The sequence below is a fragment of the Oerskovia enterophila genome (assembly GCF_001692445.1).
Classification (GTDB): domain Bacteria; phylum Actinomycetota; class Actinomycetes; order Actinomycetales; family Cellulomonadaceae; genus Oerskovia; species Oerskovia enterophila.
Map to the genome: position 1 here is coordinate 41,904 of NZ_MAQA01000015.1, position 24,611 is coordinate 66,514.

The window sequence follows — 24,611 nt, forward strand, 5'->3', positions numbered from 1 at the left end:
CCCGCCACTGGTTCGCCATGTGTCAACCCTGGCTTGACACGATGCCCTTGTCAAGAGGTGGTTGACACCAAGGTGCGGCGGGCGCCCGGCGGGGAACACGCCGTCGGGCCGTCCCCCGCGCCTCACTGCCGACCCGGGCGGAGAATGCAGGGCATGGACGAGGCCGTCGTACTCCTGGTCATCACCGGCGCCCTGGCCGTCACGGCCGTGGCGCGGCACTGGGACCTGCCAGCTCCCCTCCTGCTCGTCGTGGTCGGGCTCGGCGTCTCGCTCATACCCGCGGTCCCGCACGTCGAGCTGGCCCCCGAGGTGCTGCTCGGCGTCATCCTGCCGCCGCTGCTCTTCTCTGCGGCCACCGGGAGCTCCTACCAGGACTTCCGCACGTCGCTCAACGCGATCGTGCGCCTGGGCGTCGGGCTCGTGGTCGTCACGGCGCTCGCCGTGGCCTGGGTCGCGACGATCCTGCTCCCCGACCTCCCGTTCGCCGCGGCGCTCGTCCTGGGCGCCGTGGTCGCCCCGCCCGACGCGGTCTCGGCAGCCGCGGTCGGGCGCCGCCTCGGCCTGCCCCGCCGCGTCATGACGCTCCTGGGCGGAGAGAGCCTCATCAACGACGCGACCTCGCTCACGCTCTACAAGGTCGCGCTCGCCGGGGTCGCCACGGGCGCCTGGGTCTGGACCGAGGGGATCGGGGTCTTCGCGCTCGCGGTCGTGGTCGGCGTCGGGATCGGGCTCGTCATGGGCATCGGCATGCACGCTGCCCGGCTACGGCTCGCCGACCCGCTCCTGACGAGCGTCGCGGGGATCATCCTCCCCTTCGCGGCCTACTGGATCGCCGAGGAGCTCAGCGGGTCGGGCGTGCTCGCGGTCGTGGCTGCGGGCCTCTACCTGGGGCACACCGCGCCGACGGCCGGCTACGAGACACGGCTCGTCGAGGAACCCCTGTGGGACAGCCTCGACCTGCTGCTCGAGGCCATCACGTTCGCGCTCATCGGGCTCCAGCTCAAGTTCGTGGTCCAGACCGTCGTGACGTCCGACGAAGGGCTCCGCACGGCCGTCTGGGTGTCCCTCGCAGCCCTCGCGGTCACCATGGCGATCCGTCCCGTGTACGTGTTCGCCACGTCCTGGCTCGACCGCGTGCACCTGCCGGGGTCCAAACGCTCCCGGGCCGACGAGCTCGGTTGGCGCGAGTCGCTCGTGGTCTCGTCGGCCGGGATGCGCGGCGTCGTGACGCTCGCGGCGGCGGCCGCCATCCCCGCGACGCTCGGCGGCGCCGAGTTCCCCGGCCGCGCCACGATCCAGCTCGCGGCCTTCACGGTCGCGATCGGCACGCTCCTGCTGCAGGGCGCGACGCTGCCCTGGGTCATCCGACGTCTCGGGGTCGGCGGGGAGGACGAGGCCGCGAGCGACGCGGCCGAGGAGGCACGCGTCCGCCGTCTCATGGCCGAGGCGCAGGCCGAGACCATCTCGCGCGCCACGAAGGAGTGGGCTCCCCTGATCGGCGAGGAGAAGGCCGAGGCGACGCGCGCGGCCATGTCGGCCGCGATCGTGGGGCGCGCCCAGGCCGCGGCCCGACTGCTCTCACCCGAGTCCGAGGCCGAGGAACCGGCCGAGCAGGCCCCGTCCCGGGCGCGCCCCACGGGCGGCAGGGCCTATCCGATGGCCCGCCTCGGGGACCGGTCGGACGACCTGCGCCGGCTCCGCGCGCTGCGCGCCGACATGAACCGGGCTCAACGCCAGGTGCTCGTCGACGAGCGCGACGCGGGTCGCCTCAACGAGACAGTGATGCGCAGGATCCTGCGCGAGCTGGACATCGAGGCCGAGGCGCTGGCCGAGTCGTGGGTCAACCGCATCTGACGGCTCCCTCGCGCGGGCCGGCGTGGTCGGCACGGTCGGCGCGGGCCGGCGTGGTCGGCACGGTCGGCGCGGGCCGACGCGAGCACGGTCGGCGCAGGCACAGCCGGGCAAGACCGCTGGAACGAGACCGCTCAGGTGAGGCCGCCGAGCGCGATGACGCCCTCGGTGAACTCGAAGTGCCACGGCTCGTACGCCCCGCCGCCGCCGCGCTTGGCCCACGACGGGTTGGCCCAGCCGTACAGCTCGCCGTTCTTGTTGATCCAGGAGTAGACCTCCCGGTTGCCCGTCTCGGTCGAGCACAGGTCGATCGCGAGGCCCCAGCCGTGGAACGACGTGCCCGGCTTGGCCGCGAAGCCGCCCCGCGTGCCCTTGAGAGAGACCTGGGAGGCCAGGGTCCGGTAGCTCGACACGAGGCAGATGTCCCGGCCGAACGTCGCGCGGAACGACTCGTTCATCGCGGACAGCGCGACCGCGGCGTCCGGACGCAGCGACTCGCCCGCCTGCCACAGGTCGCACAGCTCGTGCCCCGTGAGCTTGCCGTTGCTGCTCGTGACCTCGATGCTCGGGTCGCAGTTCGGGAGCGGTGCACGCTCGACCGAACGGCTCGCGGCCTGGGCCCGGCCCTCGATCTTGGGCGCCGACGCCACGTACTCGGACGTGGGCTCGGCCGCGACGGGCGCGCTCACCAGGTCCAGCGCCGTGGGCCCGACGGGCTTGCCGTCCGGGGCGTAGGGAGAGACAGGACCGTCCTGCGCGCCCGCGGAGAGCGGCATGGCGATGGTCGCGACCGCCAGGGTCCCGAGGACGGCCATGCGGGGTGCCCAGCGCTGGTGGGAGGGGATCTCGGCCCGACGACGGCCCTTGTGCCCGGTCTCCGCCTCGCGTCGGGCGCGGCGTGAGTCGGAGGTCGAGGACGACGACTCCACCAAGCCTCCACTCCGAGCGGCCGCCGGGCCGCCCGCAGGCAGCCCCTGGACGACCAGGACCGACGAGCGCGTGGACCGCGCCCAGCCTCGCAGACCGGACGACCCTCCCGTTGCAGGAGGAACCGTGCGAACGAAGCAACGAAACAATAACGGTGGGTGACGAGGAAACCAAGTCCCCAGTTCAGGGCCCCGCGCAGCGCCGCCTCAGTGCACTCGGCGCTGCATCGCGTCCCGCACCTCGCCCACGAGCTCCTCGAGGATGTCCTCGAGGAAGACGACTCCCACGGCGCCCTGCGCACCCACGGGCGCCCCGTCGTCGGGCACCGCGCCCGAGGTACCCGGGACCGCGTCCACGCGGGCCAGGTGAGCCCCCGACTGCTGCATGGCGCGCAGCGCGTCCTCGATCTCGTCCCCCGGCTCGGCCGTCGCGAGCGCGCGCACGCGCCAGGACGGGACCGGCCGGAACCGGTCCTGGCCGCTCGCGTAGAGCACGTCCTTGAGGTGCAGGTACCCGACCAGCTCGCCCCGCGCGTCGGCCACCGGGAAACGGCTGAAGCCGGTCTTCGCGACCAGGCGCTCGATCTCGTCGGGCGTGCACCCCTCGACCACGGTCACGAGCCGGTCGACCGGGACCATGACCTCGGCGGCCGTGCGCTCCGAGAACTCGATGGCCCCCGAGAGCAGCCCCTGCTCGTCGCGCAGCAGGCCCTCGGCCTGCGAGTGCTCGACGATCGACTGGACCTCCTCGGCCGTGAACACCGACGCGACCTCGTCCTTGGGCTCGACGCCCGCCCAGCGGACCACGTGGTTCGCGAGCCAGTTGAGCGCGACGATGATCGGCCTGAGGATGCGCCCCAGGACCACGAGCGGCGGGCCGAACCACATGACGGCCTTCTCCGGTCCCGCGACCGCGAGGTTCTTGGGGACCATCTCGCCCAGCACCACGTGCAGGTAGACGACGATCGCGAGCGCGACCACGAACGCGATCGGGTGGACGAACGCCTGGCTCACGCCGAGCGCGTGCAACGGCACCTCGAGCAGGTGCGCGACCGCGGGCTCCGCGACCACGCCCAGGCCCACCGAGCAGACCGTGACGCCCAGCTGGGCGCACGCGAGCATGAGCGAGACGTGCTCCATGGCCCACAGGACCGTCTGCGCGCGCCGGTTGCCCTGCGCCGCGAGCGGCTCGATCGAGCTGCGACGGGCCGAGAGGATGGCGAACTCCGCGCCGACGAAGAACGCGTTGGCCGCCAGGAGGACGATGCCGAGGATCAGTGCGGGAGTCGTGCTCATCGTGCACCTCCGGCAGGCTCGGAGCCCTGGTCGCCCGAGCGCGGGCGCGCACCCGGCGGGCGCTCGGGGGCGGGCCAGCGCGTCGTGCCCGGCCTCTCGCCCTCGATGCCCTGGTCGGGGACGATGTCCGGGCGGTCGCCGTCGGGCGACTCGAGCCGGACCCGCAGGCGCTCGACACGACGCCCCTCCATGGCCTCGACCCGCAGCACCACGTCACCCGCACGGACCTCGTCGCCCGCGACGGGCACCCGGCCGAGGTCTGCCATGACGAGCCCGCCGAGCGTCTCGTACGCACCGTCCTCGGGGACCTCGAGGCCCGTCGACTCGACGAGCTCGTCGGGCCGCAGGACGCCCGGCACGATCCACGAGCCGTCCGCGCTGCGGGCCACCCCGGCCCGCCGCGGGTCGTGCTCGTCCGCGACGTCGCCGACGAGCTCCTCGACGACGTCCTCGAGCGTCACGACGCCCGAGGTGCCGCCGTACTCGTCGACGACCACGGCCATCTGCAGGCCGAAGCCGCGCAGCTCGACCAGCAGCGGCCCCAGCGCGACGGTCTCCGGGACGCGCGGGGCGTCGACCATGAGCGCGGCCGCGGGGACCTCGGAGCGCCGCTCGTGCGGCACACCGATCGCGCGACGCAGGTGCACCAGCCCGACGACGTCGTCCCTGTCCTCGCCGATCACCGGGAAGCGCGAGTGCCCCGAGGTCCGGGCCAGGGCCACGACGTCCTCGGCCGTGTCCTCGCGACGCAGCACCACCATGCGCATGCGGTCCGTCATGACGTCCACCGCGCTGAGCTCGTCGAGCTCGATCGAGTTGGTCAGGAGCGTGGCGACCGAGGTGTTCAGGGTGCCCTCCTGGGCGGAACGCTTGACGAGCGCCGCGAGCTCGGAGGCCGAGCGTGCGCCCGAGAGCTCCTCGCGCGGCTCGACGCCCATGCGCCGCAGGATCGCGTTGGCCGACCCGTTGAGCACCGAGATCACGGGCCGGAAGAGCTTGGTGAACTGGCGCTGGATCGGCACGACCTGCCGCGCGGTCTGGTACGGGAGCGAGAGCGCGAAGTTCTTGGGGATGAGCTCGCCGAACAGCATCGAGAACAGGTTGACGACGACCAGCGCGAGGACCACGGCGAGGACCGTGGCCGCACCGGCGCCGAGCGCCGTGCTCCCCAGCGCGTCGCCGATCAGGTTCGCCAGCGCGGGCTGGGCCGTGTAGCCGAGCAGGATCGTGGTGATGGTGATGCCCACCTGTGCCGAGGACAGCTCGGTCGACAGGTGCTTGAGGCCTGCCCGGACGCTGCGGTCACGACGGCCGCTGCGCTGCTCGGCGGCCGTGGCCCCCTCGCCGTCGCGCTCCCCGTCACGGTCGCCCGTCCTGGACAGCACGGCGGGGTCCAGGGTGACGAGGGCGAACTCGCTCGCCACGAAGACGGCGGTCCCTGCGGTCAGGAGCACCCCCAGCGCGACCATCAACCAGTCGCCTACCACGGGGTGCTCCACGGATATCGGGGTTTGCTCTTCATCGTGGCAACGATGTTATCCGCCGTCGGGCCGCCGTCCATCCGGAAACTCCACCCGGCGCCGGCCGTCGCGAGGCGGACGGGCGCCCGACATCCCCCGGTTTCGCCCCGACCTCCGACCATCGCAGGCCGGTTTGTGCCACGCTGGTGCCATGACAGCCAGCGCATTCCCCACCGGCAGCGGCGCGACGAGCGGGGCCGGACCTGCGGGTACGCCCGCGCAGCAGGCCGCGAACATCCTCGTCGTCGAGGACGAGCCGGCGATCGCCACCGCGATCGCCCAGCGGCTGAGCGCCGAGGGATGGCGCGTCGAGGTGGCGCGCGACGGGCTCTCGGGGGTCGAGGCCGCGACCCGGCTGCGCCCCGACGTGATCGTGCTCGACGTCATGCTCCCCGGCATCGACGGGCTCGAGGTCACGCGCCGCATCCAGGCCGAGCAGCCCGTGCCGATCCTCATGCTCACGGCGCGCGACGACGAGACCGACATGCTGATCGGGCTCGGCGTGGGGGCCGACGACTACATGACCAAGCCCTTCTCGATGCGCGAGCTGGTCGCGCGGGTCAAGGCGCTCCTGCGGCGCGTGGACCGCGCGGCCCAGGCTGCGACGTCGACCCCCACGGACCCGCCCATGGTCGTGGGCGACGTCGTGATCGACCGCGCCCAGCGACGCGTGCACCGCGCCGGCGAGGAGGTCCACCTGACCCCCACCGAGTTCGAGCTGCTCGTCATGCTCGCCAGCTCCCCCAAGACCGTCCTGACGCGCGAGCGCCTCCTCGCCGAGGTCTGGGACTGGGCCGACGCGAGCGGGACCCGCACGGTCGACTCCCACATCAAGGCGCTGCGCCGCAAGCTCGGCCCGGACCTGATCCGCACCGTCCACGGCGTCGGCTACGCGTTCGAGCCCCCGGTCGCGTGACCTCCGGACCCCGGACGCTGCGCCCCCACCTCCCGGACGTCCGGCCCCTCGACTCCTTCCGGTCGCTCAAGATCAAGCTCGGCGTGCTGGTCTTCGCGACCGTCACGCTCGCCGTCCTCATCACGTGGCTCGGCCAGCAGAACAAGCTCGGGCCGACGCGGACCTTCCCCCTCGCGATCGTGCTCTCGCTCCTGCTCACCCAGATCCTGGCGCGCGGCATGACCTCGCCCCTGCGGGAGATGACGGCCGCCGCGCGCTCGATGGCCGACGGCGACTACACGCGCCGCGTGCGGGCCACGAGCCGAGACGAGGTGGGCCAGCTCGCGGTCGCGTTCAACATCATGGCCGAGGACCTCGCCTCGTCCGACCAGATGCGGCGCGAGCTCATCGCCAACGTGTCGCACGAGCTGCGCACCCCCATCGCGGCGCTGCAGGCCCAGCTCGAGAACGTGGTCGACGGTGTGAGCGAGGCGAACCCCGCGACCATGGAGATGGCCCTCGCGCAGACCGAGCGCCTGACCCGCCTCGTGACGTACCTGCTCGACCTGTCGCGGATCGAGGCCGGCGCCGCGGCGCTCAACATCCAGGACGTCCCGCTCGGCGACTTCCTCGAGGAGAACGCCGACGCGGTCTCCATGGTCGAGGCCGGCAAGCACCTCCAGTACGTGATCGACGTGACGCCCGAGGACCTGACGCTCCCGGCCGACCCGGAGCGCCTGCGCCAGATCATCACCAACCTCCTCCAGAACGCGATCCGGCACTCCCCGCAGAACGGCGAGATCCGGCTCGAGGCCTACCCCGTGGACGACGAGGTCGTCATCGAGGTCATCGACCAGGGGCCGGGCATCGCGAAGAAGGACCGTGAGCGGATCTTCGAGCGCTTCGCGCGCGGCAACGCACCCTCGCACGGGCACTCCTCGACGGGCGGCACCGGGATCGGCCTCGCCATCGTCCGCTGGGCCGTCGACCTGCACGGCGGGCGGATCGAGGTCGCCGACTCGCTGCAGGGGGCGACCATGCGCCTGACGTTCCCCGCCCAGCCCCACCCGCACACCACGGGCCTGCCGGACGACCTGCCGGAGATCCTGGGCACCGCCCTGGGCGAGCCCTGGGACCCCAGGCGCGACACCGGGGAAGACGGACGACCCGACGCCAGCGCGTGAGACCTTCGTCACACTTGCGGCCGCGCATACCCGGGGATGGCCTAACCGACCTCGTCTTTGGCCGGTGAACAGGTCGTCGTTGCCCCCCGTTTGCCTCAGGTAGACATCCGGTGAAGAACGACCGCACACCTTGCGCCGACTGGCGTCCCGGGGCGCCCCGCACCGCTACCGAGGGCCTACGCTTGACGGGTCCGGTTCCGGACTAGGTACCCGATATCCAGTGACGATCAGTGGTGAAAGTGGGCGATCCTCGCGTGTCCCCGAAGGCTGAGTCAGAGTCGATCAGCGCAGCTAGTTCTGTGTTCGGCGCCAACGAATGGCTTGTCGACGAGCTGTACGAGCAATACCTCCAGGACAAGAACGCGGTCGACCCCGCGTGGTGGGACTTCTTCGCGGACTACCGTCCCGGGGAGAAGTCTGCCGAGGCGAACGGGAGCCCCGCTCCCGTGAACGGTGCGTCCGCCCCCGCCGCCGGCCCTGCCCCCGCGGTCCAGATCCCCGCGAAGGCCCCGGCAGAGCCGCCGGTCGCCGCAGCGCTCCCCACCCCCGCGACCGACGGCTCGGCCGCCGGCGAGTCGGCGCAGCGACGCAGGTCGCCCGTCGTCCCCGCGGACCCGACCGTCAACGCGGCGATCGCCGCGATCAAGGCCACCCGACCGGTCGCGACGGCACAGCCCGCGACCGCGCCGTACGCAGCGGTCGCGACCGCGCCGTCCCGCTCGGACTCGCCGGAGACCGGCGACGACGTGCAGAAGCTCCGCGGCCCGGCCGCGCGCGTCGTGGTCAACATGGAGGCCAGCCTCGAGGTGCCCACGGCGACCTCGGTGCGCGCCGTCCCGGCCAAGCTCATGGTCGACAACCGCATCGTCATCAACAACCACCTCGCCCGTGGGCGCGGCGGCAAGATCTCGTTCACGCACCTCATCGGGTTCGCGCTCGTCGAGGCGCTCACCGAGATGCCCGCGATGAACGCGAGCTACACCCAGATCGACGGCAAGCCGGCGGTCAAGAACCCCGCGCACGTCAACTTCGGTCTCGCGATCGACCTCGCCAAGCCCGACGGCACCCGCCAGCTCCTCGTGCCGAGCGTCAAGAGCGCCGAGCAGATGGACTTCGCGCAGTTCTGGGCCGCCTACGAGGACCTCGTGCGCCGGGCCCGTGGCAACAAGCTCACGGTCGACGACTTCGCGGGCACCACGATCTCGCTGACCAACCCGGGCGGGATCGGGACCGTGCACTCGGTCCCCCGCCTCATGCAGGGACAGGGCACCATCATCGGTGTCGGCGCCATGGACTACCCCGCGGAGTTCGCGGGCGCCTCGGTCGAGCAGCTCGCCCGTCTCGGCGTCTCGAAGGTCCTGACGATCACCTCGACCTACGACCACCGCATCATCCAGGGTGCGCAGTCCGGCGAGTTCCTGCGCATCCTCGGGACCAAGCTGATCGGTGAGGACGGCTTCTACGACCGCGTCTTCGCCGCCCTGCGGATCCCCTACGAGCCGGTCCGCTGGACCCGCGACAACACGACGGACGCCGAGATCGAGGCGGCCAAGCCCGCCAAGATCGCCGAGCTCATCCACTCGTTCCGCTCGCGCGGCCACCTCATGGCCGACACGGACCCGCTCGCCTACCGTCAGCGCAAGCACCCCGACCTGGACGTGCAGACGCACGACCTCACGCTGTGGGACCTGGACCGCACCTTCCCGACCGGCGGTTTCGGCGGCAAGACGAAGTCCACGCTGCGCGACATCCTCGGCCTGCTGCGCGACTCGTACTGCCGCTCGATCGGCATCGAGTACATGCACCTGGCCGACCGCGCCCAGCGTCGCTGGCTCCAGGAGCGCCTCGAGTCGGGCTACGCCCGCACGCCGCGCGAGGACCAGCTGCGCATCCTGCGCCGCCTGAACTCGGCCGAGGCGTTCGAGACGTTCCTCCAGACCAAGTTCGTCGGGCAGAAGCGCTTCTCGCTCGAGGGCGGCGAGTCCGTCATCCCGCTGCTCGACGCCGTCCTCTCCAAGGCGGCCGACGGGGGCCTCGACGAGGTCTGCATCGGCATGGCCCACCGTGGTCGCCTCAACGTCCTGGCGAACATCGCCGGCAAGAGCTACGCGCAGATCTTCGCGGAGTTCGAGGGCAACCAGGACCCCAAGAGCGTCCAGGGATCGGGCGACGTCAAGTACCACCTCGGCACCGAGGGAACGTTCTCCGCCGAGTCGGGTGCGCAGACGCGCGTCTACCTCGCGGCGAACCCTTCGCACCTCGAGGCCGTGGACCCCGTGCTCGAGGGCATCGTGCGAGCCAAGCAGGACCGCATCGACCTGGGCGGCGACGGCTTCTCGGTGCTGCCGATCCTCATCCACGGCGACGCGGCCTTCGCGGGCCAGGGCGTGGTCCCCGAGGTCCTGAACCTCGCCCAGCTGCGCGGCTACCGCACCGGCGGCACCATCCACGTGATCATCAACAACCAGGTCGGCTTCACCACGGGCCCGTCCTCGTCGCGCTCCACGCTGTACTCGACGGACGTCGCCAAGGGCTACCAGGTCCCGATCTTCCACGTGAACGGTGACGACCCCGAGGCGTGCGTGCGCGTCGCCGAGCTCGCCTTCGCGTTCCGCGAGCAGTTCGACCGCGACGTGATCATCGACATGATCTGCTACCGCCGCCGTGGTCACAACGAGGGCGACGACCCCTCGATGACCCAGCCGCTCATGTACAACCTCATCGAGGCCAAGCGCTCGGTCCGCAAGCTCTACACCGAGAACCTCGTCGCCCGCGGAGACATCACGCTCGAGGAGGCCGAGCACGTCCTGCAGGACTACCAGGCCCAGCTCGAGCGCGTGTTCACCGAGACCAAGGAGGGCGGCTTCACCCCGTCGCCGTCCTCGGAGCCCGTCGCGGGCCTCGAGCGTCCCGAGTCCCAGCGCGAGGACGCCGGCACGATGGTCGGTTGGAAGACCGCGATCGACCAGTCGGTCATCGAGCGGGTCGGCCAGGTGCACGTGGCACCGCCCGAGGGCTTCACGGTCCACCCCAAGCTCGCGCAGCTGCTCGAGAAGCGTCACCAGATGTCCGCGAACGGCGGCATCGACTGGGGCTACGGCGAGCTGCTCGCGTTCGGCTCGCTCCTGGTCGAGGGCACCCCGGTGCGCCTGGCCGGGCAGGACTCGCGACGCGGCACGTTCGTGCAGCGTCACGCGGTGCTGCACGACCGCGAGACCGGCGCCGAGTGGACCCCGCTGCTGTACCTGTCGGCGGACCAGGCGAAGTTCTGGGTCTACGACTCCTCGCTGAGCGAGTACGCGGCCCTGGGCTTCGAGTACGGGTACTCGGTCGAGCGCCCCGACGCCCTGGTCCTGTGGGAGGCGCAGTTCGGCGACTTCGTCAACGGCGCCCAGACCGTCATCGACGAGTTCATCTCCTCGGCCGAGCAGAAGTGGGGCCAGAACTCCTCGGTCGTCATGCTCCTGCCGCACGGCTACGAGGGACAGGGACCCGACCACTCGTCGGCCCGTATCGAGCGCTTCCTCCAGCTGTGCGCCGAGAACAACCTCACGGTCGCCCAGCCGTCGACGCCGGCGTCGTACTTCCACCTGCTGCGGCAGCAGGCGTACGCCCGCCCGCGCCGCCCGCTCGTGGTCTTCACGCCCAAGCAGCTGCTGCGCCTCAAGGCCGCTGCCTCGGCGGTCGAGGACTTCACGACGGGCACGTTCGAGCCCGTGATCGGGGACGCCTCGGTGGACCCGGCGAACGTGGACCGGGTCCTGCTCTGCACGGGTCGGGTCTACTACGACCTGCTCGCCGAGCGGACCAAGCGCGGCGACGACAAGACCGCGATCGTGCGCCTCGAGCAGCTCTACCCGCTCGACGTGGACGGCATCCGCACGGAGCTCTCCAAGTACGCGGGAGCCGACGTCGTGTGGGTCCAGGACGAGCCGGAGAACCAGGGTGCGTGGTCGTTCATCCACGTGAACCTGCCCGAGGACATGCCGCGCGTGCGCGTCGTCTCGCGTCCCGCCTCGGCCTCGACCGCTGCGGGTACCGCCAAGAAGCACCAGGCCCAGCAGGCCGTCCTCCTCGAGCAGGCCTTCGCCCGCTGACCGGACGCTCTCGCTGAGCGCTGCACGACGAAGGCCGCCTCCCGTCCGGGGAGGCGGCCTTCGTCGTGGTGTGCGCCGGACCTACCAGCGTGCGTGGATCGACTCGCGCAGGTACCGGTCGTAGATCTCGCGGATACCGGACGTGAAGAGCGGGCCGAGCACCTCGGCCGACCCGGCTTCCGCGTTGGCCCGCGCCTGCACGACGTTGCGCGCGCCGGGGATCACGGTCGAGACCCCGGGCTGCTGCCAGATCCAGGCGATCGCGGCCTGCGCGGGGCTGACGTCCGGTCCGAGCACGTCGTGCACGAGCGCGGTGAACTCCCCCGCGGCCGTGATCCCGGTCTCGAAGTCGACCCCGGAGAACGTCTCGCCGACGTCGAACGCCGAGCCGTCCCGGTTGAAGCTCCGGTGGTCGTTCTCCGCGAACGTCGTCTCGCGCGTGTACTTCCCGGTCAGCAGACCCGACGCGAGCGGGACGCGGGCGATGATGCCGACGCCTGCCTCGGAGGCTGCGGGGAGCACCTCGTCGAGCGGCTTGAGCCGGAACGGGTTGAGGATGATCTGCACCGTCGCGGTCCCGGGTCGGGCGATGGCCGCGAGCGCCTCGTCGACCGTCTCGACGCTCACGCCGTAGGCCGCGATCGCCCCCTCGGCCACGAGCGTGTCGAGCGCGTCGTAGACCTGGTCGTCGTCGACGACCGACGAGGGCGGGCAGTGGAGCTGGACGAGGTCGAGCCGGTCGGTCCGCAGGTTGCGGCGCGAACGGTCGATCCACTCGCGGAAGTTCGCGAGCGTGTAGCTCTCGGGTACCTGCGGTGCCCGCCGGCCCATCTTGGTCGCGACCGTGATCCCTGCGCCGGGGTTGTCGGCGAGGTAGGAGCCGATGATCTCCTCGCTGCGGCCGTCTCCGTAGACGTCGGCGGTGTCGAAGAACGTCACGCCCGACTCGGCCGAGGCGTCGAGGACGGCGCGGGCGTCGTCCTCGCTGACCTCTCCCCAGTCGGCCCCGAGCTGCCAGGTGCCGAGCCCGACGACCGAGACCAGCCTTCCTGTGCGTCCGAGCACTCCTCGTTCCATGTGTTCCTCCTCGTCCTGCGGTGGTGCTCCCGTCGCCCGGGGGCCGGGGACGGTGCGTCGCTCGGCCTGCTGCCCGCGGTGGGCGGCACGACCGGGTTCTACTGTCGCTGCTCGCGCGGTGTTCCGCACCCAGTAACGTATGTGATCGTGAACATCAAACCACCGTCCGGCGCCCAGATCCGCATCGAGCACGGGGACCACCGCGTCACCGTCACGGAGGTCGGCGCAACGATCCGCGAGTACTCGGTCGAGGGGCGCGACGTCTTCACCCCCTTCGCCGAGACCGAGCTCGCTCCCGCGTCCCACGGAGCGGTGCTGCTCCCCTGGCCCAACCGGCTGCGCGACGGGCAGTACACGTTCGACGGCGTCGAGCTCCAGCTCCCCCTCACCGAGGTCCCTCGCCGCACCGCGATCCACGGCCTGGTGTGCTGGGAGCGCTGGGACGTCGTCGAGCAGTCCGCGTCGGCCGTGACACTCGAGCTGCACCTCGTCCCGACCCCCGGCTACCCGTTCGACCTCCTTGCCCGCGTGACCTACGCACTGTCGGACGCAGGCCTGCGCGTCACGACCCGCACGACGAACGTGGGCGGCACCGACGCCCCCTACGGCGTCGGGTTCCACCCGTGGCTCTCGCCCGGTGACGCGTCGGTCGACGAGTGCACGCTGCGCCTCGACGCGAGCACCCGGGTCACCACCGACGAGCGCCTCCTGCCCACGGGCACCGAGCCCGCGGCCGGCGACTTCGACCTGCGCGAGCCACGCCTGCTCGCCGGGATCGACCTCGACGACGCCTACGTCGACGTCCTGCGCGACGAGGACGGCCTGTCCTGGATGCAGCTCAGCGCCCCCGACGGCCGCACGGCCGCCGTCTGGATGGACTCCTCGATGGACACCTGGCAGGTCTGCACCGGAGACCACGTGTCGGCCACGGCGTACCGGCGCACGGGTGTCGCGGCCGAGCCCATGAGCTGCATCGCGGACGCGTTCCGCACGGGCGAGCGCCTGGTGCGCCTCGCTCCGGGCGCGTCGCACGAGGCGACGTGGGGCGCCACGCTGCTCTGAGCCGGTCGGGCCCTGCGGGACGCTGCCGCCGGTCACCTTCATGGTCGCCTCCGGCACCAGTTGCCGTCCGTCGGGCCCGACCTCCCGCACGGGACCCCGGTCGTGACAGACAATGGTGTGCGAGCGAACGAGGAGCACATCACCGTGGGAGAACCTGAAGTACGGATCTGCGTGGTCGGCGACGAGCTGATCGCGGGCGTCGGCGACGCCAAGGGCCTCGGCTGGGTCGGGCGCGTCGTCGCCCGCACCCGATTCCCCGGGACGGCGATGGTCTTCCCGCTCGCGATCCCGGGCGAGACGACCACGGCGATGAGCCAGCGCTGGGACCTCGAGTCGGCCAAGCGGTTCCACCCGGACCCGGAGTCGGACAACCGTCTCGTCATCGCGCTCGGGCGGCACGACCTGGACGCCGGCCTGTCGGTGGCCAGGTCGCGCCTCAACCTCGCGAACGTCCTGGACGTGGCCGAGCAGCGCAGGCTCCCCGTGTTCGTGGTGGGCCCACCGCCGGGACGGCCCGAGGACAGCGACCGCCTCGCCGAGCTCTCGGGGGCGTTCGCCGACGTGGCGAACCGGCGACGGGTCCCGTACGTCGACACGTTCACGCCGCTCGTGACGCACGAGCAGTGGCTCGCGGACCTCGCGACGGGCGTGGGCGGGTACCCGGGGCAGGCGGGCTACGGGCTCATGGCCTGGCTCGTCCTGCACACGGGCTGGCACGCCTGGTTGGGTCTGCCCGACGACGTCACGTAGGCCGGGTGGGCACGTCGCCCGACGTTCGCCGAGGGCGGCCGTCGTGCGGCGGCCGATCAGGACGACGACAGACCACAGCGGCTCGTGCCCCTACCGGGGCACGAGCCGCTGTGCGTCGCGCCCCTGCGGGCGCGGGAGCCTCAGGCCCGCGAGACCGTGAGGTTCCCCGAGATCGAGCTGGCCGAGACGTAGGCGCCGCTCGTGCCGTCGGAGTGGTCGACTGCCGTGGTGCGCGACTGCGTGCTGGGCAGCGGGGCGCCGTCGAGCACGACCTTGCCCGTGACGGCACGCGCCTTGAGGTTGACCCCCGCACCCTGTCCGAGGCGGAGCGTCACGTCTCCCGAGACGGTCTTGGCCGTCACGAGCGGCGTGGTCTCGCGGGCCTCGACGACCACGTCTCCGGTGACCGTGCTGGCCGTGACCCGGCCGAGCCGTCCGCCGACCTCGACGCGGCCCGAGGCCGTGCCGACCCGGACGTCCCCCTCGTGCGCGGTCACGGCGACCCGTCCGGCCGCGGACTTCACCGCGAGCACGCCGACGGTGTCGTCGACCGTCACGGCACCGTCCGCCGTGGTGACCGAGACGTCCGCGCGGGTGCCCGTCACGGAGACCGCGGCGCGTGCCGTGGCGACCTTCACGGGCAGGTGCGCCGGGAGCACGACGCGCAAGGTCGCGGTGTCCTTGTCCTTGAGACCTCGGACGCGGTCCACGACGCCCTCGACCCCGGCGAAGTCGTAGGCGATGCGGAGCTCGCCCGCGTGCGACGTGACGTGCAGCGGTCGCGGGCCCACCTCGGTGACGTCGACGCTCGCGCCGGACTCGCGCGTCGGGTCGCTCACGACCTCGACAGCGCCGTTCGTGAGGCCCACGACGAGCGAGGCCACCTCGCCGACCTCGATCTGCTGCGGTGCTGCGATGACCCAGGACTCGGTGCCCATGTCGTTCTCCTTCTGCGTCTGCGTGTCGTGCCGGTCGTCGTGCTGCTGGACGTTCTGGTGTTCGTTCTGGTGTTCGTTCTGGTGGTGCTGGTCCTCGGTTCCCTGGTCGCCCGGACGCGGGTCAGGGGGCGGCGGCGTGTCGTGGCCCGTCATCGGAGCGTCCCCCGGACGGCCCGGCGTGCCGAGTCGAGCACGGTGCGCAGCGTCTCGAGGGTCAGGTCCGTCACGGCGCTGCTCGCGTCGGCCTGCCGCAGGTCGGCGCGCACGTCGTCGCGGAACCGCTGGACGAGCGCCTCTGCCTCGACGCGTCGCGCGTAGGACTCGCCGCGGCGGGGGTCCGGGGACGCCGCGGGGCGCGGTCGCACCCGGGCTTCCTGGGCCGCGGCCGCGAGCTCGGCGCGCAGGCCCTGCATCGAGCCCTCGATGTCGGTGCGCAGCGCCTGCGCCCGTGTCCGGACGGTCTGCGCGATCCCGTCCTCGAGCGCCGCGACGTCGGCCTGGCGGGCCATGACCTCGGCCCGGCCCGCGGGCGTGAGCTCGTAGGTGGACTTGCGGGCCTCGTCGCTGCGACGCACGAGCCCCTCCTCCTCGAGCCGTGCGAGGCGCGGGTAGATGGTGCCCGCGCTCGGCCGGTAGGTGCCGCCGAAGCGGTCGGAGAGCTCGGTCATGAGCTCGTACCCGTGCTTGGGGCCCGACTCGAGCAGCGCGAGGAGGTAGAGACGCAGCTCGCCGTGGGCGAAGACGGAGGCCATCAGCGGTCCGCCGGTCCGTCCGCGGGCCCGCCTGCCGTCCACGGCGCCTGCACGCCTGCGGTGCCCCACGGCGCTCCGTAGCCCGGGTACGCGTCGGTCGGGGCGTCGTCGGGGACCCCGTGCCCGGTCGGCGCCCCCCATGTCACGGGCTGCTCGGGATCGCCGCGCAGGACCGTCACGTTGCCCGAGACCGAGTTGACCTGGAGCCGCTTGCCGGGGGCCGCGGCCGGACCACCCTGGCGGTAGGCGCCCCCGGGCGTGCCCCGGTGCTCGACGCCGTCGACCACGAGCCTGCCGCTCACGCAGCGCAGCGCGTAGTCGAGCGCGTCGGGCTCGGGGACGCGGACCAGGACGTCGGCCGAGACGGCGTTGACGTTCATGGAGTCGGGCGTGCTGCTCGAGTCGAGCGTGACGTTCCCGGACACGGTGTTGAGCTTGACGTCGCTGAGCGCGCCCGAGGCCGTGAGGTCACCCGAGACCGAGTCCATGACGAGCGTGCCGACGTGGTCGCGCACCGTGACCTCGCCCGAGACGGTGTCGACCCGCACCGCGCCCGTGGTCTGGGTCGTCATCACGGACCCGCCCACGGTCGCGACCGAGACCTTGGCGTGCGTCCCGGCGACCAGGCCGTCGCCGCGCACGGTCGCGAGCTTGACCGCGACGTGGGCCGGGACGCCCACGTAGACGTCTGCACGGTCCTTGCCGCGGTAGTTGCGGAACGAGTCGAGGAAGCCCTGCCAGCCACCCGTGGGCGAGTACCCGACCCGGAGGCGGTCGCCCTCGAGACGCACCTCGAGCGGCCGGCCCTCGATCGAGTGGATCTCGACGCGGACGCCGGGCTCGTCGTGCACCACGACGTCGATGCGCCCGTTGAGCAGGTTCGCGTCGAGGCGGCTCACGGGCCCGACGTCGATGGTCTGGGGACCCGTCACGGTCCAGCTCTCGGTCGCCATGTCTCTCCTCGCGCTCCTGCGGTGTCCCGCTCGGTGGTCGATGACGCGATGTATCGCGTCTTTCTCCACACGATATATCGCGTCTTGGACCAGGACAAGCCCTGGATGTGGGAACATTGAGCAGACAGAATCCGGCGTGAGGAGCAACCATGAGCAAGCGCGGACGCAAGCGTCGCAGCCGTAAGGGCAGCGCAGCGAACCACGGCAAGCGCCCCAACGCCTGATCACGAGCCCGCCAGGGCCGCGATCACGCGCCTGAGGGCGAGTGCGACGAAAGGGCCTGTCCTCACTCCGGTGAGGACAGGCCCTTTCGTCGTTCTCGGTTCTCGCCGCCGCGCAGCGAGCCGTCGGTAGCGCTCGGGACGGCAGCATCGTGCACTCGCCGCCCGACGGCGTCACGCCCGCAGGCGCGCCGGCGTCAGTAGGTCTCGATCACCGTGGTGGTCCGCAGGACCGTGAACTGCGCCTGGATGCGCAGCCGTAGCTCCGCGGGCGCCTGCTCGTGGCACGAGCGGCGCACGAGCTGCTTGACCAGCTCCTCCGCGCTCAGCTCGGCCAGGCACGGCGAGCAGTGCGCGACGTGAGCGCGCATGCGGACCTCGTCGTCGGAGGTCATCTCCGAGTCGAGGTACTCGTACAGGTGCTTGAGCGCGTGCTCGCACTCCGTCTCGCCCTCGGTCGAGTGAGGGATCGGCACGATGACGGGTTCCTCCGCCTCCGTGCTCATGTTCTGCTTGCTCACGACTCACCTCCGGGGGTCTTGGCCCCCACCAGTCCTCGGTCCTTTGCGTAGTCGCTCAGCAGATCACGCAGCTGGTGCCGACCACGGTGGAGCCGCGACATCACGGTCCCGATCGGCGTGCCCATGATCTCGGCGATCTCCTTGTACGGGAATCCCTCGACGTCCGCGTAGTACACGGCCATGCGACGGTCCTCCGGCAGCTCCTGGAGCGCCTTCTTCACGTCGGAGTCCGGGAGCCTGTCGAGCGCCTCGGCCTCGGCCGAGCGCAACCCCTGCGACGTGTGGGACGCCGCACGGTGGATCTGCCAGTCCTCGACGTCCTCTGCCGCGGACTGCAGCGGCTCGCGCTGCTTCTTGCGGTAGTTGTTGATGAACGTGTTCGTGAGGATCCGGTAGAGCCAGGCCTTGAGGTTCGTGTCGGGACGGTACTGGTGGAACGCCGCGAACGCCTTGGTGAAGGTCTCCTGGACCAGGTCCTCCGCGTCGGTCGGGTTGCGCGTCAGGCGCAGCGCGGCCGAGTAGAGCTGGTCGAGGTACACCAGGGCGTCCTGCTCGAAGCGCGCCGAACGCGCCGCGTCACTCTCCGTGGCCGGAGCCCGGTTGGTGTCCTCGGCGTCGTCGGCTCCCGCGAGGTCGCCTGCGCTGCTGCTGATCTGATCCGTCATCGACAACGAGCCTAGTCCCCCAGATGGTCGGGCGTCCGCCGAGAGCGCTGAAGGGGCGATCGCGCCGAACGGCACGACCTCCAGGCTCGGTGCAGCGGTGGCGCTCTTGTCGGCTTCCGCTTCCAGTACACATGTCACGCTCAGCACAACCGTCGGGCCTCTGCCGACATTCCCGCAGCCCCGCGGCGGGCCGCCCGTCACACACCTCCGCCAGACCTCTCCGCCCGGGCTCCTCCGGTCGGACGGCCCCGCTGCCCCGCACTCCCCGCCGGGCACAGGCAAGGCTGCGCTCGGTGAGGACAGGCAACCATCGGGTGTGCTCCGTGACGATCCTCGCTAGCGTGAGGCGCATGACGACCACGACTTCCGACTCCAGGTTCCGCACGCTCCTGCGCGAGCAGGTCGGCCACGAGCTCGACGCCCACCAGCAGTACATCGCCATCGCCGTGTGGTTCGACTCCCACGACCTGCCCCAGCTCGCGGCGCACTTCTACCGCCAGTCGGTCGAGGAGCGCAACCACGCCATGATGATCGTCCAGTACCACCTGGACCGTGACCTCGACATCACGATCCCCGGCACGGGCGCGGTCCGCAACGACTTCGACTCGGTCATCGAACCGCTCCAGCTCGCGCTCGACCAGGAGAAGCAGGTCACCGACCAGATCGAGGCCATCTTCCGCGCGGCCCGCGAGGAGGGTGACGCGCTCGGCGAGCAGTTCCTCCTGTGGTTCCTCAAGGAGCAGGTCGAGGAGGTGGCCTCGGCCACCACTCTCCTGACGGTCGCCCGACGCGCGGGCGAGAACCTGTTCGACCTCGAGAACTACGTCGCGCGCGAGACCATCGGGGATGCCGGCGAGTCCGCCGACGCCCCCGAGGCAGCGGGCGGCGCGATCTGACCTGACGCACCGAGGGCGGAGCCGGGCTCGTCCCGGCTCCGCCCTCGCCGTGCGCGGCCCTGGAGCGTCGCGCCCGACGACGGCGCTCGCCCCAGTCGCTGACCGGCACCTGGTCCTCGACCGCCCCGCCCCCCGGCGCGCGTCGCCGTGAGGTGGCACGTCGGGTGGCATGCTGAGCAGCGATGGGACAGGCTGGACGCACCGAGGGCGTCCCTGGCGACCCGGACCCGGTCGCTGCCCGCGGCCACCGCTCGACGAAGGAGATCCACCGATGCTGCTGCGTCACGTCGCGAGGCCCATGCTGGCCTCCTGGTTCATCTACGACGGTGTGCAGGCCGCCCTCAAGCCCGCCGAGCACGTGCGCGCCGCCCGCCGCGGCGTGAGCCTGGTCGGGCAGCAGCTCGGTGTCGAGGACCCGCTCAGCGAGAAGCAGGTCGCGGCCCTGGTCCGGGTGCACGGCGCCACGACCGCTGTCGCCGGGCTCTTCCTCGCGTTCGGCAAGGCCCCCCGCACGGCCGCGCTCACGCTCGCAGCGCTCAGCGTGCCGCTCGCGGTCGTCAACCAGCCCTTCACCCCGAGCGACGTGCCTCGCGACGTGCGCACCCGGAAGTTCGTCGCGAACGTCGGTGCGATCGGCGCAGCGCTCATCGCCGGCGCCGACTACGAGGGCCGGCCCGGCGTCCGCTGGCGCGTGGACCGCGCGCGCAAGGACCTCGCGCTGGCCAAGAACGCCAAGCACCAGGTCGACACCGCCAAGCACACGATCAGCTCCACGGCCGAGAAGGCCGCGCACACCGTGACGGACAGCGCCGCGCAAGCCTCGCGGAAGGCCCGCCGCGCCGCGAGCTCGGCGACCCGGTCGGCCGTCGACACCGTCAAGGGCGCCGTCTCCTCCTGACGACGCCTGTGCGGTCGCTCGCAGCCGGACCCCTGGGCGACCCGCACGGGACCTGGACCGCTGCACCACGGCGAGCGGCGCCGTCGGGCCGGTGAGAGCGCGCAGCAGGTGACGGTGCGCTGGCGGTGCGCCGCGCCGTCGGGACCCCGCCGCGCACGGGACGGAAGCCCGCTCCCCGCACCCCGTGCAATAACCTGGGGCATGTGACCAGCGACCTTCCTGCCGCCCGCTCCGACGAGACCGCCCTCGACCCGGCCGCCTGGCCCGCGCCCAGCCGGACCGGCGCGACCGCCGGCTCCCCGCTCGACGCGACCGTCGCGGTCCCCGGCTCCAAGTCGCTCACCAACCGCCTCCTGGTCCTCGCGGCCCTCGCCGACGGGCCGGGCGTGCTGCGCGGCGCGCTGCGCAGCCGCGACACCGACCTCATGGCCGGCGCGCTGCGCGACCTGGGTGTGGGCATCACCGAGGGCGACGTCCCCAGCGAGCTGCACGTCACGCCCGGTTCACTGCGCGGCCCGGCCCAGATCGACTGCGGGCTCGCGGGCACGGTCATGCGCTTCGTGCCCGCGGTCGCGGCCCTGGCCGACGGCACCGTGCGGTTCGACGGCGACGAGGGCGCCCGTGTGCGGCCCATGGGCCCCGTGCTCGACGCGCTGCGCGACCTGGGCGTGCCCGTCGAGGGCCAGGGCACCCTGCCCTTCACCATCACGGGCCACGGCGCGGTGCGCGGCGGCACGGTCGACGTCGACGCGTCGGGGTCGAGCCAGTTCGTCTCGGGTCTGCTTCTCGCCGCAGCCCGGTTCGACCAGGGCCTCACGCTGCGCCACGTCGGCCCCACGCTCCCGAGCGTGCCCCACATCGACATGACCGTGGAGGTCCTGCGCGAGGTCGGCGTGCAGGTCGACGACTCGCGCCCCCTGACCTGGACCGTGTCGCCCGGGCCCATCGCCGCGCGCGACGTCTACGTCGAGCCCGACCTCTCGAACGCGGGACCGTTCCTCGCCGCGGCGCTCGTGGTCGGCGGCACGGTGCGGGTGCCGGGCTGGCCCTCGGTCACGACCCAGCCGGGCGCCATGATGGCCGAGCTCCTCACCGCGATGGGCGGCCAGGCAGAGCTGGTCGACGGCGTCATGGCCGTGACCGGGACCGGCGAGATCCGCGGGATCGACATCGACCTGCACGAGGCCGGCGAGCTCGCCCCGACCATCGCGGCGCTCGCCGCGCTGGCCGGCTCCCCCAGCCGGCTGCGCGGCATCGCGCACCTGCGCGGGCACGAGACCGACCGCCTGGCCGCGCTGGCGACCGAGATCACGCGCCTCGGCGGGCAGGCCGAGCAGACGCACGACGGCCTCGTCATCACCCCGCGCCCCCTGCACGGCGCTACGTTCCGGACGTACCACGACCACCGCATGGCGACCTCGGGGGCACTGATCGGGCTGCGCGTACCGGGCGTGCTCGTGGAGGACGTCGAGACGACCGCCAAGACCCTGCCCGGCTTCACGGACATGTGGGGCCGCATGCTGACGGCCGAGGGATCGGCGAGCTGATGGCGCGGCGCGTCCGCGACGAGTCCGACTTCCATGACCGGGCGAGCAACAAGAACTCGCGCCCGCGGACCAAGCAGCGCCCTCAGCACGAGGACGCCGAGGCCGGGCTCGTCACGGGCGTCGACCGCGGGCGCTACACGCTCCTGCTCGACGAGAACACCCCCGAGGAACGCACCATCCTCGCGATGAAGGCCCGCGAGCTGACCCGCAACCGCGTGGTGTGCGGGGACCGCGTGGACATCGTCGGGGACACCACGGGCGAGGACGGCACGCTCGCGCGGATCGTGCGCATCCAGGAGCGCACCTCGACCCTGCGCCGCACGGCCGACGACACCGACCCGTACGAGCGCATCATCGTGGCGAACGCGGACCAGCTCGTGATCGTCACGGCCCTGGCCCAGCCCGAGCCCCGCACGCGCATGATCGACCGCTGCGTCGTGGCCGCGTACGACGCCGGTATGGACGTCCTGCTGTGCCTCACCAAGGCGGATCTCGCGGACGCTACGCCCCTGCGCGAGCTCTACGAGCCCATCGGGGTCAAGGTCGTCGTGACGCGCCGGGTGCACGACGACGGGACTGCCGACGCCTCCGACGGGGCAGGGCAGGGCGGGCAGGGCGGGCACGGCGACGAGCCCGGGCACAACAGCTCGGACACGACCGAGGACGCGTGGCGCATCGAGCCGCTCGAGGCCGTGCGGGCCGAGCTCGAGGGCCGCACGTCGGTGCTCGTGGGCCACTCGGGGGTCGGCAAGTCGACGCTCGTCAACGCGCTCGTCCCGGACGCGTACCGCGCCACGGGCGTCGTCAACGACGTGACGGGTCGCGGCCGGCACACCTCGACGTCGGCGGTCGCGCTGCGCCTGCCCGACGCCGACGGCAACCCCGCCGGCTGGGTCATCGACACGCCCGGCGTGCGCTCGTTCGGGCTCGCGCACGTCGACGTCGAGAACCTCCTCAAGGCCTTCGACGACCTCGACGTGGTCGCCGAGGACTGCCCCCGCGGCTGCACGCACCTCGACGGCGCGCCCGACTGCGCGCTCGACGACTGGCTCGAGGCCTCGCCCGAGGACGAGAAGGCGGCGCGCACGGCGCGTGTCGAGTCGTTCCGCCGCCTGCTGGCCGCGCGCACCGGTACGGTGTGAGCCATGCCGACCTACGACGACGACCTGCGCCTGGCTCACGTGATCGCCGACCAGGTCGACTCCCACACCATGTCCCGCTTCAAGGCCCTCGACCTGACCGTGGAGTCCAAGCCGGACAACACCCCGGTCAGCGACGCGGACCGCACGGCTGAGGAGATCATCCGCAGCCACCTCTCGCGGGCTCGGGGTCGCGACGCGATCGTCGGCGAGGAGTTCGGCGAGTCCGGGCACGGTGCGCGGCGCTGGATCGTCGACCCCATCGACGGGACCAAGAACTTCGTGCGCGGCGTCCCCGTGTGGGCCACGCTCATCGCGCTGGCCGACGGCGACGAGGTCGTCGTCGGGCTCGTGTCCGCCCCCGCGCTGGGCCGCCGCTGGTGGGCCGCCAAGGGCACGGGCGCGTGGACGGGGCGCTCGCTCGCGGCCGCGAGCCGCCTGAGCGTGTCCAAGGTCAGCAGGCTCGAGGACGCGTCGCTGTCCTACTCGTCGCTCTCCGGCTGGGAGGAACGCGGCAGGCTCGACGCGTTCCTCGACCTGACGCGCGAGACCTGGCGCACGCGCGCCTACGGCGACTTCTGGTCCTACATGCTCGTCGCGGAGGGTGCCGTGGACGCGGCGGCCGAGCCCGAGCTCGAGCTCTACGACATGGCCGCCCTGGTCCCCATCGTGACCGAGGCGGGCGGGAGCTTCACGTCGCTCGACGGCGCGCCCGGACCGTGGGGCGGCAACGCCGTGGCGACGAACGGGCTGCTGCACGACGAGATCCTGGGCCGCCTGTCCTGACGGGTCCGTCCTGAGCCGCTGACGGGTGCTGGTGCACCTGGCTGTACCGGCCGAGAACGAGGTTGTGGTCGTTATCCGTGGGACAGCGACCACGACCTCGTTCTGGGCACGACTACTTCGCGCGCGGCACGCTCTTGAGCTCCGACCAGTCGTACCAGAGCAGGTCGCGCTCGCTCACGCGGTCGAGGGCCGCGTCGAGGTCCTCGTCGCGGTCCTCGTCGGCCGCCGCGAAGACGTCGGCGATGTCGGTCGCGGCCTCGGGCTCGTCGACGTGGACGCACACGATCCGTACCTCCGGGATGGTCGCGGTCACCTCGACCGCGCTGGGCGCGACGTCCTCGGCGGTCTCGCCGCCGCGGGGCTCGGTCAGCGAGACCATCTCGTCGGGCACGTCGACGGTCACGACGAGACGCTGACGCGGAGCGCCGACGCGACCGGCGATGAGCGCGAGCGAGTCGTCGGCGGCCTCGAGGGCTGCGGCGAACTCCAGGCCCTCCTCGTCCTCGTCGGGCAGCTCGCGGGAGAGGGCGGACGTGACGGCGTGAGCGGCTCGCGGAGCGAGCGACCACACGGCCTCGTCGCCGGTCACGGTGACGGCGTCGAGCTCGTCGACGGTGGCGGGAACGTAGATGCGCAT

Annotated in this window: 22 protein-coding genes; 12 read left to right on the forward strand and 10 right to left on the reverse strand. The window is 72.2% G+C overall.

From position 1 onward, the window contains the following. Window positions 1–153: 153 nt before the first annotated feature. Complete coding sequence (locus OERS_RS08040) at window positions 154–1,854, forward strand: cation:proton antiporter (RefSeq protein ID WP_068625385.1); 1,701 nt, start codon at window positions 154–156, stop codon at window positions 1,852–1,854. 131 nt (window positions 1,855–1,985) lie between these two features. Here OERS_RS08040 and OERS_RS08045 read toward each other — a convergent pair whose 3' ends face one another. The 3 genes from OERS_RS08045 to OERS_RS08055 form a co-directional block, all read right to left on the reverse strand. Then, window positions 1,986–2,780, reverse strand: coding sequence for a M15 family metallopeptidase (locus tag OERS_RS08045; RefSeq protein WP_231907851.1), 795 nt, complete (start codon window positions 2,778–2,780; stop codon window positions 1,986–1,988). Between the two features lie 204 nt (window positions 2,781–2,984). After that, entirely contained in the window at window positions 2,985–4,073 is a 1,089-nt protein-coding gene (locus OERS_RS08050; protein WP_068625387.1) for a hemolysin family protein, read from the reverse strand. Then, complete coding sequence (locus OERS_RS08055) at window positions 4,070–5,560, reverse strand: hemolysin family protein (protein ID WP_211268451.1); 1,491 nt, start codon at window positions 5,558–5,560, stop codon at window positions 4,070–4,072. Before OERS_RS08055 ends, OERS_RS08050 begins: the two co-directional genes overlap by 4 nt. A 184-nt stretch (window positions 5,561–5,744) precedes the next feature. Between OERS_RS08055 and OERS_RS08060 the strand changes: the two genes are divergently transcribed. The 3 genes from OERS_RS08060 to OERS_RS08070 all read left to right on the forward strand — a co-directional run bounded on the left by OERS_RS08060 (window position 5,745) and on the right by OERS_RS08070 (window position 11,769). Further along, entirely contained in the window at window positions 5,745–6,509 is a 765-nt protein-coding gene (locus tag OERS_RS08060; RefSeq protein ID WP_225219744.1) for a response regulator transcription factor, read from the forward strand. Continuing rightward, on the forward strand, window positions 6,506–7,672 hold the full coding sequence (locus tag OERS_RS08065; RefSeq protein ID WP_083201315.1) for a sensor histidine kinase: 1,167 nt from the start codon (window positions 6,506–6,508) through the stop codon (window positions 7,670–7,672). Before OERS_RS08060 ends, OERS_RS08065 begins: the two co-directional genes overlap by 4 nt. A gap of 254 nt (window positions 7,673–7,926) precedes the next feature. Further along, window positions 7,927–11,769 (forward strand): multifunctional oxoglutarate decarboxylase/oxoglutarate dehydrogenase thiamine pyrophosphate-binding subunit/dihydrolipoyllysine-residue succinyltransferase subunit, encoded by a 3,843-nt coding sequence (locus OERS_RS08070; RefSeq protein ID WP_068625388.1) that lies wholly within the window; start codon window positions 7,927–7,929, stop codon window positions 11,767–11,769. An 81-nt stretch (window positions 11,770–11,850) separates the two neighbouring features. On the opposite strand, the gene OERS_RS08075 is transcribed toward OERS_RS08070, so the two are convergent. Then, a complete protein-coding gene (locus OERS_RS08075; RefSeq protein WP_068625389.1) occupies window positions 11,851–12,846 on the reverse strand; it encodes an aldo/keto reductase in 996 nt (331 codons plus the stop codon). A gap of 147 nt (window positions 12,847–12,993) precedes the next feature. On the opposite strand from OERS_RS08075, the gene OERS_RS08080 reads away from it, so the two are divergent. Together OERS_RS08080 and OERS_RS08085 are read left to right on the forward strand one after the other, a co-directional pair. After that, complete coding sequence (locus OERS_RS08080; RefSeq protein WP_082849206.1) at window positions 12,994–13,908, forward strand: aldose 1-epimerase family protein; 915 nt, start codon at window positions 12,994–12,996, stop codon at window positions 13,906–13,908. A 117-nt stretch (window positions 13,909–14,025) separates the two neighbouring features. Continuing rightward, entirely contained in the window at window positions 14,026–14,658 is a 633-nt protein-coding gene (locus OERS_RS08085; protein WP_231907850.1) for a GDSL-type esterase/lipase family protein, read from the forward strand. A 140-nt stretch (window positions 14,659–14,798) separates the two neighbouring features. Here the strand turns inward: OERS_RS08085 and OERS_RS08090 are convergent, their stop codons facing one another. From OERS_RS08090 to OERS_RS08100, 3 genes are read right to left on the reverse strand one after another with little or no spacing between them, the layout of a single operon-like run. After that, a complete protein-coding gene (locus tag OERS_RS08090) occupies window positions 14,799–15,749 on the reverse strand; it encodes a DUF4097 family beta strand repeat-containing protein (protein ID WP_082849194.1) in 951 nt (316 codons plus the stop codon). After that, window positions 15,746–16,348 (reverse strand): PadR family transcriptional regulator, encoded by a 603-nt coding sequence (locus OERS_RS08095; protein ID WP_068625411.1) that lies wholly within the window; start codon window positions 16,346–16,348, stop codon window positions 15,746–15,748. The genes OERS_RS08090 and OERS_RS08095 overlap by 4 nt, the downstream gene beginning before the upstream one ends. Beyond that, window positions 16,348–17,301, reverse strand: coding sequence for a DUF4097 family beta strand repeat-containing protein (locus OERS_RS08100; protein WP_068625390.1), 954 nt, complete (start codon window positions 17,299–17,301; stop codon window positions 16,348–16,350). Before OERS_RS08100 ends, OERS_RS08095 begins: the two co-directional genes overlap by 1 nt. A 149-nt stretch (window positions 17,302–17,450) precedes the next feature. On the opposite strand from OERS_RS08100, the gene OERS_RS22400 reads away from it, so the two are divergent. Further along, on the forward strand, window positions 17,451–17,525 hold the full coding sequence (locus OERS_RS22400) for a 50S ribosomal protein bL37 (protein ID WP_156968370.1): 75 nt from the start codon (window positions 17,451–17,453) through the stop codon (window positions 17,523–17,525). Between the two features lie 194 nt (window positions 17,526–17,719). Here the strand turns inward: OERS_RS22400 and rsrA are convergent, their stop codons facing one another. Together rsrA and OERS_RS08110 are read right to left on the reverse strand one after the other, a co-directional pair. Further along, window positions 17,720–18,043, reverse strand: coding sequence for a mycothiol system anti-sigma-R factor (gene rsrA, locus OERS_RS08105; protein WP_248948461.1), 324 nt, complete (start codon window positions 18,041–18,043; stop codon window positions 17,720–17,722). Further along, window positions 18,040–18,846 (reverse strand): sigma-70 family RNA polymerase sigma factor, encoded by an 807-nt coding sequence (locus OERS_RS08110; protein ID WP_056646784.1) that lies wholly within the window; start codon window positions 18,844–18,846, stop codon window positions 18,040–18,042. Before OERS_RS08110 ends, rsrA begins: the two co-directional genes overlap by 4 nt. A 212-nt stretch (window positions 18,847–19,058) precedes the next feature. Between OERS_RS08110 and OERS_RS08115 the strand changes: the two genes are divergently transcribed. The 5 genes from OERS_RS08115 to hisN all read left to right on the forward strand — a co-directional run bounded on the left by OERS_RS08115 (window position 19,059) and on the right by hisN (window position 23,974). After that, entirely contained in the window at window positions 19,059–19,604 is a 546-nt protein-coding gene (locus OERS_RS08115; RefSeq protein ID WP_056646120.1) for a ferritin, read from the forward strand. Window positions 19,605–19,875: 271 nt separating this feature from the next. Further along, complete coding sequence (locus tag OERS_RS08120; RefSeq protein ID WP_068625391.1) at window positions 19,876–20,502, forward strand: DoxX family membrane protein; 627 nt, start codon at window positions 19,876–19,878, stop codon at window positions 20,500–20,502. 203 nt (window positions 20,503–20,705) lie between these two features. Beyond that, window positions 20,706–22,049 (forward strand): 3-phosphoshikimate 1-carboxyvinyltransferase, encoded by a 1,344-nt coding sequence (aroA, locus tag OERS_RS08125; protein ID WP_068625392.1) that lies wholly within the window; start codon window positions 20,706–20,708, stop codon window positions 22,047–22,049. Beyond that, on the forward strand, window positions 22,049–23,191 hold the full coding sequence (gene rsgA, locus OERS_RS08130) for a ribosome small subunit-dependent GTPase A (RefSeq protein WP_068625413.1): 1,143 nt from the start codon (window positions 22,049–22,051) through the stop codon (window positions 23,189–23,191). Before aroA ends, rsgA begins: the two co-directional genes overlap by 1 nt. A gap of 3 nt (window positions 23,192–23,194) precedes the next feature. Next, a complete protein-coding gene (gene hisN, locus OERS_RS08135; RefSeq protein WP_068625393.1) occupies window positions 23,195–23,974 on the forward strand; it encodes a histidinol-phosphatase in 780 nt (259 codons plus the stop codon). Window positions 23,975–24,086: 112 nt separating this feature from the next. Here hisN and OERS_RS08140 read toward each other — a convergent pair whose 3' ends face one another. Next, window positions 24,087–24,611 (reverse strand): DUF6912 family protein, encoded by a 525-nt coding sequence (locus tag OERS_RS08140; protein WP_056646107.1) that lies wholly within the window; start codon window positions 24,609–24,611, stop codon window positions 24,087–24,089.